The organism is Neisseria sp. HMSC078H04, from assembly GCF_001838135.1.
GTDB lineage: Bacteria > Pseudomonadota > Gammaproteobacteria > Burkholderiales > Neisseriaceae > Neisseria.
Genome location: NZ_KV835849.1, coordinates 88,056 through 107,753 on the forward strand (window position 1 = coordinate 88,056; position 19,698 = coordinate 107,753).

Annotated in this window: 22 protein-coding genes and 2 tRNA genes; 20 read left to right on the forward strand and 4 right to left on the reverse strand. The window is 45.2% G+C overall.

From position 1 onward, the window contains the following. The first annotated feature begins 179 nt into the window (after positions 1–179). Together HMPREF2560_RS11450 and HMPREF2560_RS06075 are read left to right on the forward strand one after the other, a co-directional pair. Positions 180–2,219 (forward strand): hypothetical protein, encoded by a 2,040-nt coding sequence (locus HMPREF2560_RS11450; RefSeq protein ID WP_070734778.1) that lies wholly within the window; start codon positions 180–182, stop codon positions 2,217–2,219. 131 nt (positions 2,220–2,350) lie between these two features. After that, a complete protein-coding gene (locus HMPREF2560_RS06075; protein ID WP_070608165.1) occupies positions 2,351–3,814 on the forward strand; it encodes a surface lipoprotein assembly modifier in 1,464 nt (487 codons plus the stop codon). Between the two features lie 177 nt (positions 3,815–3,991). On the opposite strand, the gene HMPREF2560_RS06080 is transcribed toward HMPREF2560_RS06075, so the two are convergent. Next, a complete protein-coding gene (locus tag HMPREF2560_RS06080) occupies positions 3,992–4,810 on the reverse strand; it encodes a DMT family transporter (protein ID WP_070608166.1) in 819 nt (272 codons plus the stop codon). A gap of 237 nt (positions 4,811–5,047) precedes the next feature. Between HMPREF2560_RS06080 and HMPREF2560_RS06085 the strand changes: the two genes are divergently transcribed. The 12 genes from HMPREF2560_RS06085 (at position 5,048) to greB (ending at position 14,281) form a co-directional block, all read left to right on the forward strand. After that, positions 5,048–5,587, forward strand: a complete 540-nt coding sequence (locus HMPREF2560_RS06085; protein ID WP_070608167.1) for a gamma carbonic anhydrase family protein — start codon at positions 5,048–5,050, stop codon at positions 5,585–5,587. A gap of 14 nt (positions 5,588–5,601) precedes the next feature. Next, entirely contained in the window at positions 5,602–6,201 is a 600-nt protein-coding gene (locus tag HMPREF2560_RS06090) for a Maf family protein (protein WP_070608168.1), read from the forward strand. A gap of 88 nt (positions 6,202–6,289) precedes the next feature. Then, positions 6,290–7,069: a 16S rRNA (adenine(1518)-N(6)/adenine(1519)-N(6))-dimethyltransferase RsmA gene (gene rsmA, locus HMPREF2560_RS06095; RefSeq protein ID WP_070608169.1), complete on the forward strand. Its 780-nt coding sequence runs from the start codon at positions 6,290–6,292 to the stop codon at positions 7,067–7,069. A gap of 7 nt (positions 7,070–7,076) precedes the next feature. Continuing rightward, on the forward strand, positions 7,077–7,385 hold the full coding sequence (locus tag HMPREF2560_RS06100; RefSeq protein ID WP_070608170.1) for a hypothetical protein: 309 nt from the start codon (positions 7,077–7,079) through the stop codon (positions 7,383–7,385). Positions 7,386–7,399: 14 nt separating this feature from the next. After that, positions 7,400–8,128: an amino acid ABC transporter ATP-binding protein gene (locus tag HMPREF2560_RS06105; RefSeq protein ID WP_003747231.1), complete on the forward strand. Its 729-nt coding sequence runs from the start codon at positions 7,400–7,402 to the stop codon at positions 8,126–8,128. Positions 8,129–8,191: 63 nt separating this feature from the next. Continuing rightward, on the forward strand, positions 8,192–8,551 hold the full coding sequence (locus tag HMPREF2560_RS06110) for a hypothetical protein (RefSeq protein WP_070608171.1): 360 nt from the start codon (positions 8,192–8,194) through the stop codon (positions 8,549–8,551). Between the two features lie 4 nt (positions 8,552–8,555). Next, entirely contained in the window at positions 8,556–9,008 is a 453-nt protein-coding gene (locus HMPREF2560_RS06115; RefSeq protein WP_070608172.1) for a protein YgfX, read from the forward strand. A 38-nt stretch (positions 9,009–9,046) separates the two neighbouring features. Then, positions 9,047–10,330, forward strand: a complete 1,284-nt coding sequence (gene folC, locus HMPREF2560_RS06120; RefSeq protein WP_070608173.1) for a bifunctional tetrahydrofolate synthase/dihydrofolate synthase — start codon at positions 9,047–9,049, stop codon at positions 10,328–10,330. 13 nt (positions 10,331–10,343) lie between these two features. After that, positions 10,344–11,489, forward strand: coding sequence for a cell division protein FtsN (gene ftsN, locus HMPREF2560_RS06125; protein ID WP_070608174.1), 1,146 nt, complete (start codon positions 10,344–10,346; stop codon positions 11,487–11,489). Then, on the forward strand, positions 11,482–12,015 hold the full coding sequence (locus HMPREF2560_RS06130) for a CvpA family protein (RefSeq protein ID WP_063068803.1): 534 nt from the start codon (positions 11,482–11,484) through the stop codon (positions 12,013–12,015). The genes ftsN and HMPREF2560_RS06130 overlap by 8 nt, the downstream gene beginning before the upstream one ends. 152 nt (positions 12,016–12,167) lie before the next feature. Then, complete coding sequence (gene purF / locus HMPREF2560_RS06135) at positions 12,168–13,715, forward strand: amidophosphoribosyltransferase (RefSeq protein ID WP_070608175.1); 1,548 nt, start codon at positions 12,168–12,170, stop codon at positions 13,713–13,715. 74 nt (positions 13,716–13,789) lie between these two features. Beyond that, on the forward strand, positions 13,790–14,281 hold the full coding sequence (gene greB / locus HMPREF2560_RS06140) for a transcription elongation factor GreB (RefSeq protein ID WP_070608176.1): 492 nt from the start codon (positions 13,790–13,792) through the stop codon (positions 14,279–14,281). 88 nt (positions 14,282–14,369) lie between these two features. Here greB and plsY read toward each other — a convergent pair whose 3' ends face one another. After that, positions 14,370–14,981, reverse strand: a complete 612-nt coding sequence (gene plsY, locus HMPREF2560_RS06145) for a glycerol-3-phosphate 1-O-acyltransferase PlsY (RefSeq protein ID WP_070608177.1) — start codon at positions 14,979–14,981, stop codon at positions 14,370–14,372. Between the two features lie 57 nt (positions 14,982–15,038). Here plsY and folB point away from each other — a divergent pair, with 57 nt between their 5' ends. The 3 genes from folB (at position 15,039) to HMPREF2560_RS06160 (ending at position 16,705) form a co-directional block, all read left to right on the forward strand. Beyond that, positions 15,039–15,389, forward strand: coding sequence for a dihydroneopterin aldolase (folB, locus tag HMPREF2560_RS06150; RefSeq protein ID WP_070608178.1), 351 nt, complete (start codon positions 15,039–15,041; stop codon positions 15,387–15,389). Positions 15,390–15,435: 46 nt separating this feature from the next. Next, a complete protein-coding gene (locus HMPREF2560_RS06155; protein WP_070608179.1) occupies positions 15,436–16,083 on the forward strand; it encodes a nuclease-related domain-containing protein in 648 nt (215 codons plus the stop codon). Between the two features lie 85 nt (positions 16,084–16,168). After that, complete coding sequence (locus HMPREF2560_RS06160) at positions 16,169–16,705, forward strand: NUDIX hydrolase (RefSeq protein WP_070608180.1); 537 nt, start codon at positions 16,169–16,171, stop codon at positions 16,703–16,705. A 129-nt stretch (positions 16,706–16,834) separates the two neighbouring features. Here the strand turns inward: HMPREF2560_RS06160 and HMPREF2560_RS06165 are convergent, their stop codons facing one another. Together HMPREF2560_RS06165 and HMPREF2560_RS06170 are read right to left on the reverse strand one after the other, a co-directional pair. Continuing rightward, positions 16,835–17,473, reverse strand: coding sequence for an alpha/beta hydrolase (locus tag HMPREF2560_RS06165; protein ID WP_070608181.1), 639 nt, complete (start codon positions 17,471–17,473; stop codon positions 16,835–16,837). 41 nt (positions 17,474–17,514) lie between these two features. Then, positions 17,515–18,309 carry a polyamine aminopropyltransferase gene (locus HMPREF2560_RS06170; RefSeq protein WP_070608182.1) on the reverse strand — a complete coding sequence of 265 codons (795 nt, stop codon included), beginning with the start codon at positions 18,307–18,309 and terminating at the stop codon, positions 17,515–17,517. Between the two features lie 215 nt (positions 18,310–18,524). Between HMPREF2560_RS06170 and HMPREF2560_RS06175 the strand changes: the two genes are divergently transcribed. From HMPREF2560_RS06175 to panB, 3 genes are all read left to right on the forward strand, one after another. Continuing rightward, positions 18,525–18,600, forward strand: a tRNA-Thr gene (locus tag HMPREF2560_RS06175). A 36-nt stretch (positions 18,601–18,636) separates the two neighbouring features. Beyond that, a tRNA-Thr gene (locus HMPREF2560_RS06180) sits at positions 18,637–18,712 on the forward strand. A gap of 128 nt (positions 18,713–18,840) precedes the next feature. After that, positions 18,841–19,632, forward strand: a complete 792-nt coding sequence (panB, locus tag HMPREF2560_RS06185; protein WP_049333454.1) for a 3-methyl-2-oxobutanoate hydroxymethyltransferase — start codon at positions 18,841–18,843, stop codon at positions 19,630–19,632. Positions 19,633–19,698: the final 66 nt, after the last annotated feature.

Here is a 19,698-nt window from a genome sequence, read left to right on the forward strand (position 1 = left end):
TAAATTAATCAAAATAAGTACATTTTCAAAAATTAACAAACGTTAATTAAGTAAGGCTGTTTGTATTCGTTTATAATATTACGGTGGTGTAAGTGTTGTTTATATTTAGTTTTTCAATTAGTAGTAAATAATCTAGTTGTTTTAAGTAAAGTTACTTTCAGTTAATGAGGATTATATTTATGTTTACTCAGAAGAAATCACCTATTACTCATTTTGTATTGACAGGTATTTGTGCGGCAGTTTTAGCTGCATGTGCTAGCTCGAATGGAGAACCGGGTTCTCCGATAAGTCCATCTGTGGCACCTAATGATATTAGTAATAATACCAACAAAGGTAATTCCAATAAGGATAATACAAATAAACCTAATACCGGTAAAGATAACGCCGGTAAGGACAATGCAACCAAGCCTACTACCGGTAAAGATAACGCCGGTAAGGACAATGCAACCAAGCCTACTACCGGTAAAGATAACACCGGTAAGGACAATGCAAGCAAACCCACTACCGGTAAGGATAACACCGGTAAGAATAATGCAACCAAACCTAATACTGGCAAAGATAATTTAGCTCAAGTTAATGAGCAAATTTCTAAAAATATTCAGAATAAATTAGTAACTCTTAGATTGAGTGATGTAGTAAAAACAGAAGAATTTAGTCAAGCTGAAGTAGATACAGGTTTTATTGCAAATAACTTTGCTGCAAACCCATTGTTGGAGAAAGCTTCCGAGAATACTTTTGTTTATGATAGTGCACATATTATCGAAACTTCTGGGGGGCGTGGAAAATATAAACTTTTACGTCCCCAAACGGTTATATTGGGAGGTGTAGCAACACGTTATAAAGTAAATAAAATCGATGGATATATTAAGAGAGAGTATGGTTATGATGAAATTGATACCCCATTAAATTCAAAAAATTTAATTGGTGTAGATAAGCGTAATGCAAATGGTATTTTAATTAAACAGGGTAGTAGTGTTAATATCTTAGACCAAGCGGCCAGCAAATTCGAGTTGGATAGTGTAGGTGGTAGCCGTTATACACAATGGTTTAATAATTTTGAAACTAATGCAGATAATAAAACTTCTTTAGATAAAGGGCGCCGTGTATTAGCTGATGTAGAATATAAATTAGATGATAAGGGTAATCCGATATGGAACATATCTACTAAACCTAATAAGGGTTATCAATATGCACATTCTTTGAATAATTATTTTGATAATAATCCGGATGACGAATTATATGTTAATCAAAATGGTGAATATGCATATCGCTTTACTTTGAATAAAACTACTACATTTAAAGTTAGCTCGGAAGCAGCAAAAGTAAATCCAGAGCGCGCAGATGCGCTTAAAGCTTTGGGTTGGGTTGCGGATAAACAATATACTTACCCTGCTGGTAGCTATTTTCTTGTAACACAAAAAGATGGTAGGTTGAAGATTGTAGCTGATAAAGGGCAAATGACCGAAGTGTCATTATATTCAATTCATACCGGTATTGATAATAATAAGGCATTAGGCGCATTTCAAAATAAACGTGTAATTGCTGAAATGTTTAGTGCACTGCGCTATGGAAAGGTAAATGAAGTTCGTGCGATTTATACTTATGATGTTGGACAAGCCAATGGTTTTAACCAACAATATCTCTCATTGACTGCATGGCGTTATAAAAATGGCGATGGTAGTTATGGGGTTAATACTCCGTATAATATCGGCATTTTTGACCGAGTTATTACTGAGAATGGTATGGTTGCCAATGTCTATGATATGAAGACTAAAAAAGGATTATCTGCTAAATATACAGGTGTTGCTTATTCTAGCAGAGACGGTAAACAAGACGGCGTGATGAATATGACTGCGCAGTTCCATGAACCAAATATGGCTTACAATACTGTTTTAAGTAATAATGTTACCTTTAATGGAGCAATTACCAATCGTCGCTTAGATGATAAACGTAATGTATATTTCGCTAGTGGTAATGTAAAAACAGAAAGTGGAATGCCTTCTGCAACTGCAGGTCAAAAAGTCTCTCTAGTGGGAAGCAAACAACTTGCTAACGATATCACTGTTTGGATGAAGGGAAAAAATCCAGGTGAAAATAAAGTGATTTATGGTAAAGGTGACATACGTTTTGCTGGCCCAAATGCTGAAGAAGTGGGTGGTGTGTTAAAAATTACGACCAGCCATGGTGAAAATAATATTGGTTTTATTGGCAAGCGTTAATACGCTGATTAAACAATAAGCAGCAGGAGCTTAGCATCTGCTGCTTATTGTTTTTAAGATGAAAAATACCAATAGATAAAATTTTAATTCAACTATTGTTACTTAAATTTTTAATTTTAAGAAATAGATTTATGAAGTCTTATTCATTCATTTTTATACTGGGAACGTTAGTTCCTTCAATGGCTTCTGCTGAAATTATGACGAATCCTGAAACTGTAGCTGATCGACAGGTAGAAAAAATTCAGGAGATGGCTATTCCTAAAGTATCAGAGCAAGGTAAATTATTTTCAGACAATGACGGTACTTCTGTAGAAGAGTCTAGCCAAACGTTGACATTAGATGATTTATCCAAGCAACCAGAGTTGACAGAGCCATTATTAAATCAGGCTTTACAAATGCGAAATTATGTTTCAGCGGCGCAGCTCTTACCTATATATCGTAAATGGAGCGGGCACGATCCTATTTTATTAGCTTATGCACAAGGTGCAATTTGGCGATCTGAAGGAAAATATAAAAAGGCTATCAAACTTTATCGTTCTATTCTTGCTAAAAATTCTGATCTTGTTACTGTCCGTTTAGATTTAGCTGCTATGCTTTATGAGGATAGACAGACTCGCAATGCGAAACATGAATTTAATGTGGCCAAGGAGCAGGGGCTTCCTGAAGATGTACTTCCGACTATCGCACTTTATGAAGATGCTATGAAGAAAAAGAAATGGCAAATTTCAGGTAGTCTAAGTTATATCCAAGACAGTAATATCAATAATGTTTCAACAGAACGCGAAATTCATCTTCCTCAATTTGGTAATTTAGCATTTGAAAAGAATCCTGACTATTTGCCGCAAAAAGGACATGGGTTTAATTATTCGTTATCTATCAATCGTGATGATAATATTAAAGATAACCATTACTTAGCTATGTCGGGTGATATAGATGGTGTGACTTATTGGGATAATCATGCTTATGATGATCAAGTAGCAAGAATAAGCCTGGGTTATAAAAATAAAAGTTTTAAAACAGATGGCTATGTTATGCCATTTTTAGAAAAACGTCGTTATGGAAATCATCCTTATTACACACGTGCAGGTGTAGATTTAGGCATTTCAAATTGGATAACGCCAAATTTACGTTTGTCTGCTAACAGTACAATAGCAAAAAAAGATTATGCATATACTGAACGACGAGGGAAAGATTATCAAATCGGAGTAGGTGCTACTTACCTTTTAAACAATGATACTTATTTTTTAGGTGGTTTAAACTATGCTCGTGATAAAGTAAAACATTATGCTGGCAGTAGCTCTAAACGTATAGGGAGGTATATTGGTTGGGGGCAGACTTGGGGTAAAGACCTGAATAGCAGACTTATAATCAATCACTATCACGAACGTTTTGATGGAAAGCATTATATTTTTACTGATCGTCATCGCAAAGATAATGTAACTATTACTAATTTAAGTATTTGGCACAATAAATTAAGCGTGCTGGGTGTTACTCCAAGGTTGAATTGGCGATATACAAAAAATAACAGTAATATTGGAGAGCTTAATAGTTATTCTAAAAATCGTGTATTCATAGATTTTGAGAAAACATTTTAGAAAATCATTGAATGGATTCATATAACTTAAACTAATTCGGTTAAATTTGGTTTGAGTCTAAGTATTTCATTATACCAAAAAGGCTGTCTGAAATTTTTCAGACGGCTTTTTTTGTATCTATTTTTTGTCTTTTAACGAACCTAAATAAATTGCCAATAAAGTTAAAGTGGCGCCACTCTATTGGACGGTATTAATCGGTTTATCCAGCCAGAAATAATCGATCAACATGGCGGCGACTGGTTCGGAGAGCAGTAGTAGGCCTGTTAGTGACAAAGATAAAAGTGGGATGGCGTAAGCAATCAATGCCCAAGCAAAACATTGCATGACGATGCCGTAGATGGAGACTAGAATCACATCGTTTAAAGTTTTGGGATAAAGATGGGCGGCATCGAATAGCAGCGATGGGATGACCAGCGCCATTGCGCCGCCGAAGCTTAAAATCATCATCAGTGGAAACAAACCGACTTTTTCCTGCTCATGGGTTTTGCGTACGAAAACCATAGACAGGGCCAGCATGGCACCGGACACTACGCCGCTGACAAATCCCCATGCGGCATTGTCGTTATGACCGAACTCTGGGCTGCCGATTAAGGCTACGCCTATGGTGGCCAATATCAAACTTAAAATTTGCAGGGTGCTTAAACGTTCTGAATAAAAGAAGAAGCCGATGGCGGCTAAAAAGAAAATCTGCAGGCTGTTGAGTAAGGTGGAAATGCCGGGGCCTACGGCGTGAATGCTTTCGTGCCAAAGGGCGAGGTCGAATGCGAGGAAAACGCCGGATAAGATTGCGTAGCCGACCGTTTTTCTTTTCGTGGGCATTTTTTGTCTGAAAAAACGCCCGAGCAGGAAGAATATAGGGGCGGCGATCAGTAAGCGCCAGAATGCGATGGCGTAAGAGCCGACATCGACAAATTTGACGATCAAACTGCCCAAGCCGAAGACGACGCAGCCGACGACTAGCAGGGGTGCTGCATAATTTCCTGAACGTGTGTTCATCGGCTTCTCCAAGAATTAAATGAAGACGATTATTTCATAAAATATAGCTGGGGCGTTAATGATAAATAGTGGTAAGCCAAGATAAAGGGTTTATGATGAAAGGCCGTCTGAAAACTATTTCAGACGGCCTTTTGATGATTTTCTGGCTTGATTTCGTATTGTTGTAGTATAAAATCGTTTTACGCCGTGTTTTCAGACGGCCCGATCAGTTTTGGTTTTGAGAAAAGGATATTGGAAATGGCAAACCCTATTCGTGCGTTTTTGGATTATGTGCCGTCGTTTGATGAGTCTTGTTTTGTAGATGAGACTTCGGTAGTGATTGGCGAAGTGTCGCTGGCGGAAGATGTATCGATTTGGCCTTATGCTGTATTGCGCGGCGATGTGAACAGTATTTCTATCGGCAAGCGCAGCAATGTGCAGGATGGCAGTGTTTTGCATGTGTCGCATAAGAATGCGGCGAAGCCTGACGGTTCGCCTTTGATTATCGGCGATGATGTGACGATTGGGCATAAGGTCATGCTGCATGGCTGCCGAATTGGGAATCGTGTGTTGGTGGGTATGGGCTCGATTATTTTGGATGATACGGTTGTCGAGGATGATGTGATGATAGGCGCGGGCAGTTTGGTGCCGCCGCGCAAGCGTTTGGAAAGCGGTTTTTTATACGTCGGCTCGCCTGTGAGACAAGTGCGTCCGCTGACTGATGAGGAAAAGGAATTTTTGACGTATTCCTCTGCGCATTATGTCCGCCTGTCCGGTCAGCATAAAATTTCAAAATAAGGAAAACCAATACAATGAACGCAATTTATCTGGCTTCGGGTAGTCCGCGCCGTCGTGAGATTTTGGAGAATTTGGGTTTCACGGTACGCCGCCTTCCTGCGGATATTGATGAAACCCCTAAAGAAGGCGAAGCCGCAGTAGAGTATGTGCGCCGTATGGCCTGCGAGAAAAATCAGGCAGCGGTGGCGCAATGGTTTGCTGCTCATAATCAAGAACCTGAGTTTGCTGTATTGACGGCGGATACGACGGTGGCGGATGGTGCGGTTATTTTGGGTAAACCGGAATTCGAAGCGGATGTGGTCGATATGCTGGAACGCCTGTCTGGGCGGACGCATCAAGTGCTGACGGCTGTATGCGTTTACTGGCAAGGCGTGCGCCATGATGTGGTGCAGACGAGCGAAGTGCGCTTTAAAACGTTGACGGCTGAGGAAATTGCAGCCTATGTTGCCAGCGGCGAGCCGATGGATAAAGCCGGTGCGTATGGGATTCAGGGCTTGGGCGGCGTATTTGTCGAACATTTGCAGGGTAGTTTTACCGGAGTGATGGGTTTGCCGGTTTATGAGACCGCGCAACTACTGAAATCCTTGGGTTTGGAAGCGCCGCCATTTGCTTAAAATTAGGCAAATGCCGTCTGAAAGCGTGCCGACAAAAACGCCTGTTTCAGTTACAATACTGCCTTAAACAGCTTGCTTGAAGAAAGATATGAAAGAACATAAGGCCCGGAAACGCTTCGGGCAGAATTTTTTGCAGGATACGCGGATTATTAGCGATATTGTCAACGCGGTCAGACCGCAGCCCGATGATATCGTGATTGAAATCGGCCCGGGCTTGGCCGCCATTACCGAGCCTTTGGCGAAAAAACTCAACTACCTGCATGTTTGCGAAATCGACCGTGACATCGTACGCCGTCTGAAAACTTTGCCGTTTGCAGATAAATTGGTGATACACGAAGGCGATGTATTGCAGTTTGATTTCAACAGCATTGAAGGCAAGAAAAAAATTGTCGGCAACCTGCCGTACAATATTTCCACGCCGCTTTTGTTCCGATTGAGCGAAGTGGCAGACGATGTGATCGATATGCACTTTATGCTGCAGAAAGAAGTGGTCGAACGCATGGTGGCGCAGCCGAAAACCAACGACTATGGCCGTCTGGGCGTGATGCTGCAATATTTCTTCGATATGGAAATGTTGATTGAAGTACCGCCCGAATCCTTTGATCCTGCGCCGAAAGTGGATTCGGCCGTGGTGCGCATGATTCCGGTGAAACACCGTATCGGTAAAGCGGAAGATTTTGAACATTTTGCCAAACTGGTGAAACTGGCTTTCCATCAACGCCGCAAAACCATACGCAATAATTTGAAGGAACTTGCAGGCGATGATGATTTGCAGGCAGTCGGCATTAATCCGCAGGACAGGGCAGAACACATTGCCGCTGAGAAATATGTGGAATTGAGCAATTATTTGGTTCAAAAGGCCGCCTGAAACAGTGATGGCAATTTTTAAGCAGCCTCCTATTCAATGGGGGTTTCTGGGTGATTCATATTTGTGGCGCGAGTTGGCGCAGTATTTTTCCGGTAAGGATATGCCGCCTGAGCGGCACCGTTTTGAAACAGCAATTATCGGCGCAGTTTGGGTATTGACCGGGCATCGTCTCGATAGGGAAGAGCAATTTAAAGTCAATCGGTACAATAAAGGCGGAATCTCAGGCGACATAGTCAGTTGCCGCTTTTGGCTGGAAACGGCCATTCCTTTGCTTTGGCAGCGGCAATCGCAACTCAAGCCCCGAAAATTTTGGTAGTTTGGAAAGAAATAATGATTAAATTCAAAAATGTACACAAACATTTTAAAGATTTACACGTTATCAACGGCGTGAATCTGGAAGTCAAGCAAGGCGAGGTGGTCGTTGTATGCGGTCCTTCAGGCAGTGGCAAATCAACGCTGATTCGTACGGTAAACCAACTCGAGCGCATTGAAAGCGGCGAGATTTGGGTGGACGGTATTAATGTTGCCGATCCGAAAACCGATTTGAACAAAGTGCGCGAAGAAGTGGGCTTTGTGTTCCAAGGGTTCAATCTGTATCCGCATTTGACTGTCTTGGAAAATATTATTCTTTCTCCGATGAAAGTGAAAAACCAAAGCCGTGAAGAGGCAGAAAAGAAAGCGATGGAGCTTTTGGAACGTGTCGGCTTGGCGCATAAAAAAGACGCGCTGCCCGGTCAGCTTTCCGGCGGTCAACAGCAGCGTGTGGCGATTGCACGCGGTTTGGCGATGGAGCCGCGCGTCATGTTGTTTGACGAGCCGACTTCCGCGCTTGACCCTGAAATGGTCGGCGAGGTATTGAAAGTAATGAAAGACTTGGCGGAAAGTGGCATGACCATGATGTGTGTGACCCATGAAATGGGTTTTGCACGTGAAGTCGCCGACCGTGTGATTTTTGTCGATAAAGGCCAGATTCTGGAAGATGAAACGCCGGAAGAGTTTTTTACCAATCCGAAACACGAGCGTGCCAAACAATTCCTGCAACAGGTGATGACACATTAAACTCGGGCCGTCTGAAATTTCAGACGGCATGATCGGTTTGAATGATTTTGAAAGTTGAAAATAATGTATTTTGTTGACCGTACCGCTGTTGTGCTGAAGCCGACCGCCCGTTTTTTGGAATGGCTGAAATCCGCCGATGAAAATATGCCCGACCTGACCATCGAGCAACTGCGCACCAACTGCTCCGTATTCCTTGTGCCGCAATTTGACGAACCCGAATCCGTCATTTCTTATTTTGACGAACGCTACCAGCAGATTTTTGAAGCCGAATTGGCAGGCTGGGACATCGATAAAAGCAAATGGCCGCAAGACATGAGTTTGAAGGCTTTTTGGGAATTTTTCGATACCGAAATCCACGATATGGTTTTGGATATGGAAGAGGCGGAATTGAACATTACGCCTGTTTTCGACAATATGATGTAAAGCCGTGCGAAGTTTTCAGACGGCCTTAAAGCCCTCGCGTTCTTTGAAAATTCTGATTGTCTTCTTACACCTTTCGGCATTGGCCTTATGTCTCGCCGAGTTTTACGGCTGGATGATGTGGCTGGGTTTGGCGGCATTGGCCGGCAGTTTTGCCTATGCTTGGCGCAGCGTTAATTTTCAGACTCGAAATGCGGTCAGAAAAATCATCATCGACCGTCAATACCGTGCGACGGTTTACTTGAATGACGAGGAAGAGGGAAGAAGCGCGGTTTTGCAAGACAGCAGTATGTTGACAGCTTATGCTTTGTTTCTGCAATGGAATATTGACGGAAAAATGGTTAAACACTGTATCTTGCCCGACATGACCGACCGCGATGCCTACCGCCGTCTGAAAGTGTGGGCGCGCTGGTGTCGGGAAAAAGAAGACAAAGCAGAACTTGCGGCAGATATGGATTAAACGGCTGTTTCAGACGGCCTTTTGAAGCGATAAATACAATGAAAACATTACAAGACTGGCTTTCTCATTTGGAGACTGCCCATAGTTCCGGCCTTATCGATATGGGCTTGGAGCGCGTGGGGGAAGTGAAAAAACGCATGAATTTGGTGCCGCAATGTCCTGTCGTCGTGGTGGCGGGTACCAATGGCAAAGGCTCCGTATGCGCCTATTTGTCGCATATTTATAAAGAAGCCGGTTTTAAAGTCGGTACGCTGACCAGTCCTCATCTTCTGCGTTACAACGAACGAATCGCCATCAACACTCAGCCGGTTTCAGATGAATTGATTGTTTCCTCATTTGAGCGTATCGAAGCGGCGCGCGGCGAAATTTCGCTGACGTATTTTGAGTTTAATGCTTTGGCGGCCGTCGATATTTTCATGCATGAAAATGTGGACGTAATGATTTTAGAAGTCGGTTTGGGCGGACGATTGGATGCCGTGAATTTATTTGACGGCGACTGCTCGGTCGTTACCAGCGTGGATTTGGACCATCAGGCATTTTTGGGTGATACCGTTGAGCAGGTCGGTTTTGAAAAAGCCGGAGTATTCCGTAGCGGCAAACCTGCTGTATGCGGTCAGAATCCTGCGCCTGAATCATTGCTCAAACACGCAGAAGAAATTGGTGCAAAACTATTGATGGTTCAACGTGATTTTGATTTTGCGTCAATGGAAAGCGTACAGTGGAACTACCGCTTCCATCCGCAATCTTCAGACGGCCAAAGCCGTAACCGCAATTCCTTGCCATTTCCTGCTTTGCGCGGTGCCTATCAGTTGTCTAATGCCGCGTGTGCATTGACGGTGTTGGAATGTTTGAACGAACAATTGCCGGTTGATATCGGCGCGATTAAACGTGGTTTGCTGTTGGTTGAGAATCCTGGACGTTTCCAAGTTTTGCCTGGCCGTCCGCTGGTGGTTTTGGATGTCGGCCACAATCCGCACGCAGCCCGTGCTTTGCGCCGCAGTCTGATTAACCTTGCCTTTGCCCAAAAACGTACTGCTGTATTCAGTATGTTGTCCGACAAAGATATTGATGGCGTGCTGGAAATCGTTAAAGATCAGTTTGACGAGTGGAACATCGCGCCTTTAGATGTACCGCGCGGCATGACGATAGAGGCTTTGCAGGCCAAACTGGCTGAACACGGCATCGACAATGTAAATGTTTTTGAAACTGTCGCTGCTGCCTACCGCGCTGCTTTGGCTAAAGCAACCGAAAATGATAGAATCGTTGTTTTCGGCTCATTCCATACTGTTGCCGATGTAATGGCTGTTTTGAAAGAACACTAACGAGGAAATTATCATGTCCGACAATAAACAAAAAGAAACTCCAAACGGATACGATTTAGACGGTTACGAACAACTCAAACGTCGCAACCGCCGTCGCTTGGTCTTAGCCTCCGGCTTGGTGGTGGCATCGGGTATGCTGTTCGGTCTGGCACTGACTTCCGGCAACGATAAAAATTCACCGTTTAAAGAAGCACCTGTCGGTCAGAGCCAAGTCAAAACGGCTGATGAGCCGAGCAAGGCCGTTGTTTTAGAGCCGAATAAAGAAGATGTTGCGATGGCTGAAGAAGCAGCCCGCCATGCGGATGCCGAAGCGCAAAGCAAACCTCAAAATGCCGGCGACGAAGAAGACAATGCGCCGGTTGAAGTATTGAAGCCAAACCGTGAGTCTGCTCCCGAAGATGTCGGCGAGCCGTTGGTTTTGATTAATGATACTTTGGATGACGGCAATATTAAAGGTTTGGAAGAGTCTGAGCGTATTCAACGAGCTGAGGCCGCCAAACGCGAAGCTGCGGAGCGCCGAGCCGAAGAACGCCGCCAACGCCAGGCAGAACAACGTGCTGCGGCACGCAAGGCACAAGCCCAACAGGAAGCGGATGAAAAAGAAAACGCATTGGCTGCTAAAAAACGCGCACTTCAAGCGCGTGCTGAAAAAGCAGAGCGTGAAGCCGCTGCCGAACGCAATAAATTGGCACAATTGGAAAAAGCAGAGAAAGCCATTGCTGAGCGTAAATCTGCCAAAAACAGCAAAGACAGCGTAAAAGACAAGGCCGAACCTGCCAAGAAAGCAGAAGCCAAAGTTGAAAAACCAAAAAATGAAAAAGCTAAACCAGAAACGGCCAAAACAGAAAAAGCCGATAAGGTAAAAACTGCCGAGAAGCCGTCTGAAAAAGCCAAACCTAAAGCTGAAAAAGAAAAAGCAGAAGCCAAACCTGCGAAAAAAGCCGCCATTCAGGCTGGTTATGCTGAAAAAGAACGTGCGCAAAGCCTGCAACGTAAAATGAAAGCCGCAGGTATCGACTCGACCATTACTGAAGTGATGACCGATAAAGGTAAGGTGTATCGCGTGAAATCAGCCAGTTATAAAAATGCACGCGATGCAGAGCGCGATTTGAACAAATTGCGTGTGCATGGCATTGCCGGTCAGGTGACCAGTGAGTAATTTGCCTGTTGCCGATTTGTTGGCTGCCGCTGTCATCGTCATCTGCATCATTATCTCGTTGACACGGGGTATTATTGCCGAAGCAGGGGCAATGGTGGCGTGGGTGGTATCGTTTATTGCAGCCAGAACGCTCGCCGTGCCGTTTGCCGATGTGGTCTTTAAATCGGTTGAGCCGCATTCCTTGGCGGTTGCGATGGGTTTTGCCGCTGTGTTTTTTCTGGCATGGCTGTTGCAGAAACTGGCACGATCGCTGTTGAGCAGTTTGATGTCTGCCGTTGGTTTAGGAAGCATCAACCGTTTGCTTGGCGGCGTATTCGGTGCAGTGAAAGGTGTGATTTTGGTGACACTGGCAGTGATGGTTTTTTCACACACTGATTTGCCGAAAACGGAAGAGTGGCAAAGTTCACACACAATTCCGTATTTTGAATCACTGGCCGATGCTGCGATGCCTTATCTGCCAGGGAAAGATACCGCAATGCCGCATCTTTCGGGTAAAGCAGCTGAAGTAGAAGAATTGGATGATTGAGTTTGACGGATTCAGACGGCCTATGGTTCGTCTGAATCCGCTTTTATTTGCGTAAATTTGACATCATATTGTCAACAATTCGAGCAAACTCATCTAAATTATTTTATAATGACAGCTTACCCATTTAATCTTCAAACTCGGAGAAGCACAATATGTGTGGTGTATTAGGTTTGGTTAGTCATGAGCCGGTCAATCAGATGTTGTATGATGGTTTGCAGATGTTGCAACACCGTGGTCAGGACGCAGCAGGCATTGTTACTGCCGAAGGCAATATATTTCATATGCACAAGGGCAAAGGCATGGTGCGCGAAGTGTTCCGTACCCGCAATATGCGCGACTTGGTCGGTAATGCCGGCATTGCACATGTCCGCTATCCGACTGCAGGCAATGCGGGCAGTAGCGCAGAGGCTCAGCCGTTTTATGTCAGCTCCCCATTCGGCATTGTTTTGGCACACAACGGTAATCTGACCAATACCGAAGAGCTCTATGAAAACGTATGCAACAAACACCTGCGCCACGTTAATACCAGCTCCGATTCTGAAGTCCTACTCAATGTATTTGCGCATGAATTACGCCGCGAAGTCTCTAAAAATACAGTTCCTTACCAACTCACCATCGACAATATTTTCAACGCCGTTTCCGAAGTGCACCGTTTGGTGCGCGGCGCATACGGCGTAGTAGCCATGATTGCAGGGTACGGCATGCTGGCTTTCCGGGATCCTTTCGGTATCCGTCCGTTGGTTTTGGGTTCGCAAATTGACGAATCCGGCAAAAAATCTTATGCCGTTGCTTCCGAATCCGTTGCCTTCAATGCACTTGCCTATGATTTGGAACGCGATATCCATCCGGGCGAAGCCGTATTTATTGGTTTTGACGGCACGATTATTTCCCGTCAATGCAGCGATAAAGTTAAACTCAGCCCTTGTCTTTTCGAATATGTTTATTTTGCCCGCCCGGACTCCGTCATCGATGGCGTTTCCGTTTATCAGTCCCGTATGGATATGGGCGTATCTTTGGCAGAAAAAATCAAACGCGAGCTGCCTGTCGATGATATCGATGTTGTTATGCCTATTCCCGATACCAGCCGACCCAGCGCGATGGAGCTTGCCGTTCATCTCGAAAAACCTTACCGCGAAGGTCTGATTAAAAACCGCTACATCGGCCGCACCTTTATTATGCCCGGCCAAGCAACACGCAAAAAATCAGTACGCCAAAAACTCAGCCCGATGGAAACCGAGTTTAACGGCAAGAGCGTTTTATTGGTGGATGATTCCATCGTGCGTGGTACGACCAGCCGTGAAATCGTTGAAATGGTACGTGCGGCAGGTGCACGCAAAGTCTACATTGCTTCTGCAGCTCCCGAAGTGCGCTATCCGAATGTGTACGGTATCGATATGCCGACCCGTGAAGAACTGATTGCAAACGGCCGCAGCGCAGCAGAAATCGCAGCCGAGATTGGCGCGGATGGTATCGTCTTCCAGAACTTAGAAGACTTGGAAGCAGTAGTCAAAGCACTCAATCCAAAAATCGAATCCTTTGATTCTTCATGCTTTAATGGTGTTTATCAAACCGGCGATATCGACGAAGCGTATCTAAACCGTCTCTCTACCGAAAAATCAGGTTGTGGCGGTTTGAAAGTACATCCAAGCAAAATGGAACACAGCATCAGTATCAGCGATAGCGATGATGATGAAGAATAAAGTAAATTGACTTACAATAAAGGCCGTCTGAAAATTAATGTTCAGACGGCCTTTAATTATGTTTTAGACACATTATGAGTACCGAAACCAAAAATTACATCACGCCTACCGGCTGGCAGGCATTGAAAGACGAACTTTATCATCTGGTCAACAAAGAACGCCCAGAAATCGTCCAAATCGTTAACTGGGCGGCGAGCAATGGCGACCGCAGCGAGAATGGGGACTATCTTTACGGCAAACGCCGTATGCGCGAAATCGACCGCCGTATCCGCTTCCTAACCAAACGCTTGGAAGCTGCCGTCGTCGTCGACCCTGAAGCACGTGAAGCCACGGACCAGATTTTTTTCAGCGCCACCGTTGGCTTATTGCGCGGAGATGGTCGTGAACAAACCGTCAAAATCGTCGGCGTAGATGAAATCGATACTGCTAAAAATAAAATCTCATGGATTTCCCCTTTGGCGCGCAGCCTGATAAAAGCACGCGAAGGCGATGAAGTTGTCTTGGATACACCGGAAGGGCGTGAGATTATAGAGATTCTGTCGGTGGAATATATTAAGATTGACTGATTATGCGTGAATAATGTGAATGAAACTACAAAAGGCCGTCTGAAAAATATACTTTCAGACGGCCTTTTATTTGAATGTATCTACGCTTTTAAGATTTTCCGGCTTTATCTCCGATTTTGCTTTCTTTGCCTTGAATCAGGTTTTGAATATTGCTTTTATGGCGGTACAACACCAATGCGGCAATGAATACGGTTGCCCATGCCCAAGAGGCGTGTGGCATCATGAAGAAGGCGAAGATGGGTGCGCAGACGGTGGCGACCAGTGCGGCAAGGGAAGATACTTTGAAACCGAACGCCATGACCAGCCAAACCAAGGCACAGAGCAGGGCGGTTGCGGGGGAGAGGGCGAGCAAGACGCCCAATGCGGTGGCTACGCCTTTGCCGCCTTTAAAATTGAAAAATATTGGCCACATATGACCGACCAATGCGGCGATGGCAACCAGTGCTATCGTTGCATCAGATAAATTTAAAGCATCTTGCAGGCAGCGTGCCAAGATGACGGCAACCAAGCCTTTTACTGCATCGCCGAGCAGGGTCAGTGCGGCTGCTTTTTTCTTACCGCTGCGCAAGACATTGGTGGCACCGGGGTTGCCGGAGCCGTAAGTGCGCGGATCGTCCATGCCGTAATATTTTGATACGATGACGGCAAAAGACAGGGAGCCGATAAGATAGGCGGCAATAATGGCGAGTACATTGAACATTTTGGGTGCTTTACTTAAAATGGGAACGGTTATTCTATCAAAAAAACGGACAGGCAAATGGATAAAATCTTTTTGTACGGCATGAAGGCCGATACTTTAATCGGCGTATATGATTGGGAACGCGAGCGTAAACAGACTTTGATTTTGGATTTGGAAATCAGTGTTCCCGAGCGTACCGGCACGAGCGACGATATCGGCGACACCATTCATTATGGCGAAGTATGCGAAGTCGTACGCTGCAGCCTTGCCGAACAGGATTTTTTACTGCTGGAAACTTTGGCGGAACATATCGCCCAATTGATTTTAAATGATTTTGGTGCGGCCAAAGTGCGTGTCCGTATTGTGAAACCGGGTATCTTGCCAGATGTGGCCCAGGTCGGTATTGAGATTGAACGCGCTCGGGAATAAACCATAAATATATAAATTTTTAGTTTTAAATAAAAAAGAAAACGTCATGATTGAACAAATATTGGGAAGTATGTCAGGTATATTTTGGATTTTTCTGATCATTATTCCTTTGCTTTTATTAAAAGCACTGTTGAGAAATCCTAAAATAAAGGGAAGCATGGGGGAAATAGCAGTTCGTTCTGTAATTGGAAAAAATTTAGATGAGAAAACTTATTTTGAGTTTCACGATTTAATTATTCCATCTCGAGATGGTACGACACAAATTGATCATATTTATGTCTCAATTTTTGGGATATTTGTGATAGAAACTAAAAATTACACAGGTTGGATTTTTGGTGGTGAAAAGCAATCTAAATGGACGCAAATCATCTATAAACAGAAACATTATTTTCAAAACCCGTTGCGTCAGAATTATGCTCATATCAAAGCATTGTCAGAACTATTGCAATTTCCTGAGGAGAAGTTTCATTCAATGGTAGTTTTCTTAGGTGATTGTGAATTGAAATCGAAAATGCCACCAAATGTTTGCCGTATTAGGCAGGCGGCGGCTTATATTAAGAATTTTCAGACGGCCTTATTGCTTTCTCATGAGGTAGAGGCAATAGTTGCTGTATTGTCTTCAAGTGACTACCAAGCAAATAGTGAAAAGCTGCGAACACATACGGAGCGTTTGCAACAACGACATCAGCGGTAATTATTAGAAAAGTCATCCTCTGAGTTTATTTCTGTAAAATTTCAGACGGCCTTTAATATTTAATAATTTGGAAATGAGGTAAAAAATGGATTTGAAAGAAACTAAATTAAGCAGTGAGCCAATCTACGAAGGTTCTTTTGTTACCATCAGCCGCGATCGGGTTCGCCTGCCCAACGGCAACGAAAGCCAACGAGTTGTGATCCGTCATCCGGGTGCTGCGTGTGTATTGGCGGAAACGGAAGATGGTAAAGTTGTTTTGGTGCGCCAATGGCGTTATGCCGCCGATCAGGCGACGTTGGAATTGCCGGCGGGTAAATTGGATATTGCGGACGAAGATCCTGCCGAATGCGCTTTGCGTGAGTTGGCGGAAGAAACGCCATATGTCGCCGACAGCGTCAAACTGTTGTACTCCTTTTATACCGCAGTCGGTTTTTGCGATGAAAAAATGTATCTCTACCAAGCGCAAGGCGTGCGTTTGGGCAGCGAGTTGAGCAATGATGAGGATGAAATTACAGAAACCGTCCTGATGAGCAAGGACGAGGTGCGCAATGCATTGGCAAACGATGAGATCAAAGATGGTAAGACTTTGATTGGTTTGCAGTATTGGTTGACCCAGAATTGATATGTTAAGTAGAAAATCCTTGATAGATTTCTGAATACTTGAGCCTGATATTTGATAATAAGGTTTTCATACAAACAGGGCCGTCTGAAAAAGCTTTCAGACGGCCCTGTTTTATTTTGTAGCCAGATTTTAACCTAATAAAGCCGGTGCAAACCGTGTAATCGTATCGCGCAAAACGATGAGTTTGCCGTGGAAGAAGTGGGACGAACCGGCAATGGTCACAACAGGCAGGTCTTGTGGTTCTGCCCATGTCAGGGCTTTGTTGATTTCGACGACTTCGTCTTCCGCGCCATGAATCATCAATGTTTTGGCGACGTCGGGAACGTTGGATGGTTCTGGGCGATCGGTGTAGTGATGGACGGCGGCGCCCATCAGCAACAGCAAATCAGGCATGCGTTCTTGGGCAGCAAAGGTGGAAACGTAGCCGCCGAATGAGAAACCGGCTAGGACGAATTGCGGTGCGTCAGGATGTTGCGCGCGGGCGTAGTCGATAACGGCAATACAGTCTTGTATTTCGCCGCGGCCGTAGTCGTGTTCGCCTTCGCTATTGCCTACGCCGCGCAAATTGGGCAGGTAGCAATGGAAACCGAGTTGGCTGAGGGCTTTGGCGGCGGTTTGGATGACTTTGTTGGTGTTGGTGCCGCCTTGCAGGGGATTGGGGTGGTTGATGACGGCAACGCCGCGGGCGGATTCTTGTGTGCTTGGCAGGTAGATGGTTTCCAGCAAACCGGCCGGGCCGGGGATTTGAATGATGTCGGGTTTGAGCATGGGTGTGTCCTTGTTTGTTTTTTCAGACGGCCTGAAGCGGTTTACAGATAAAAATTCTTGCCGTTGTTTTGATTGTTGGCTTTCAAATCAGCAAGCATTCGTTTGAAGTCCAAGCCGTATTTTTCGCTTAATTTTTCGGCGCGTTTTTTTAAGTTGTCGAGATTTTGCTCTTTGGGGCTGCTTTGGAATGCCATGACCGCTACGTTGCCGTGGCTTTCGGCAGGCAGCTCGAGCACGCGGCCGTCAAAGACGTTGAGCAGGCGTTCGACAAAGCGTTGATAACGCTGGTCGCCGCTCCACCAGTTGGTGACAAATACGCCGTCTGAAGAGAGGGCATTGCGGCAGTCTTGGAAGAAGGGCTCTTCCACCAAAGCATCGATAATCTGTTCGCTGTCAAAACCATCTACCAAAATCACATCGGTATTGTGGCGGAACACTTTAATATATTCAGCACCATCCGCCTCGATAATTTCAAAATTTTCGCCTTCGTGCGGCAATTCAAACAGGCTGCGCGCCACGGCGATGACTTGCGGATTGATGTCAATGGCGGTTTGCTTGGTATCGGGCAGGTAGCTGTCTATCCAACGGGCAAACGAGCCGCCGCCCAAGCCAATTTGGGTGATGTGTTTGGGCGGGGTTTCTGCAAACAGCAACCAACCCATCATGGCGCGGCTGTACGACAACACAAGCTCGGACGGATGATCGACATTCATAGAACTTTGAATGGTGTCGCTGCCCAAGTGCAGGGAACGGATATTGCCCTCTTCGGAAATGCCGACTTCGGGCAGATGGGATTTGGCTGGGCGCAGGCGGCGGTAAGGATGGCGGGGTGGCATGTGTGCAGACGAAAGATGTAAAAGGCGTTATTTTAACAGAAACCATGATGTTTTGCGCTGGAGCGGTTTTCAGACGGCCTTTGAGCGTGTTGAATTGAGAGGTAAGGTATTTATTTAATTTTCTTTAAAATCATTGGTTTTTATAATTTCGTGAGTAACTTTGTTTTAAAATGCTTGCCAAGATGGGAACTTATCGGCATAATGCCGACTTCCTTGCCGGTATAGCTCAGTTGGTAGAGCACCTGACTTGTAATCAGGGGGTCCCGAGTTCGACTCTTGGTGCCGGCACCAGTTAAAGACTGATGGTGCCGCAAGGCATTTCAGTAAGCCGGTATAGCTCAGTTGGTAGAGCACCTGACTTGTAATCAGGGGGTCCCGAGTTCGACTCTTGGTGCCGGCACCAATTAAAAGCCCGATTGTGAAAGCAGTCGGGCTTTTTGCTTATGCTTTGATATTTTAAAAGCAGACCTTATAATACCGCGTTTCCATTACAACAAAGGGCTGCCCGTCGGGCGGAACACACAAAACACCATGATTACCGTAAACACTTTGCAAAAAATGAAAGCAGAGGGCGAAAAAATCGCCATGCTGACCGCTTATGAATCCAGCTTTGCCGCGCTGATGGACAATGCCGGCGTAGATGTATTGCTGGTCGGCGATTCTTTGGGTATGGCGGTGCAAGGTCGTCAGTCCACTTTACCAGTGAGCTTGCAGGATATGTGCTACCACACTGAATGTGTGGCTCGCGGTACTAAAAATGCCATGATTGTCAGCGATTTGCCGTTTGGCGCATATCAGCAGAGCAAAGAGCAGGCATTTGCGGCGGCGGCAGAGTTGATGGCGGCCGGCGCGCATATGGTCAAGCTCGAAGGCGGTGTCTGGATGGCGGAGACCACTGAATTTCTGCAAATGCGCGGTATCCCTGTTTGCGCCCACATCGGCCTGACTCCGCAATCCGTGTTTGCATTCGGCGGCTATAAAGTACAAGGCCGAGGCGACAAGGCGGAAGCGTTGCTCAACGACGCCAAAGCGCATGATGCGGCAGGTGCGGCAATCGTATTGATGGAATGCGTTCCTGCAGAGTTGGCGAAAAAAGTAACCGAAACCGTTTCTTGCCCGACCATCGGTATTGGTGCAGGCGTGGATTGCGACGGTCAGGTTTTGGTGATGCACGATATGCTCGGCATTTTCCCCGGTAAAACCGCCAAATTCGTGAAGAACTTTATGCAGGGCAAAGACAGCGTTCAAGCTGCGGTCAAAGCCTATGTGGACGAAGTCAAAGCAAAAACGTTCCCATCTGTCGAACATACGTTTGCCGGATAAAATAAAAACCAGGCCGTCTGAAACTTATTTCAGACGGCCTTTTTAATGAATAAAAGCGTATAATCG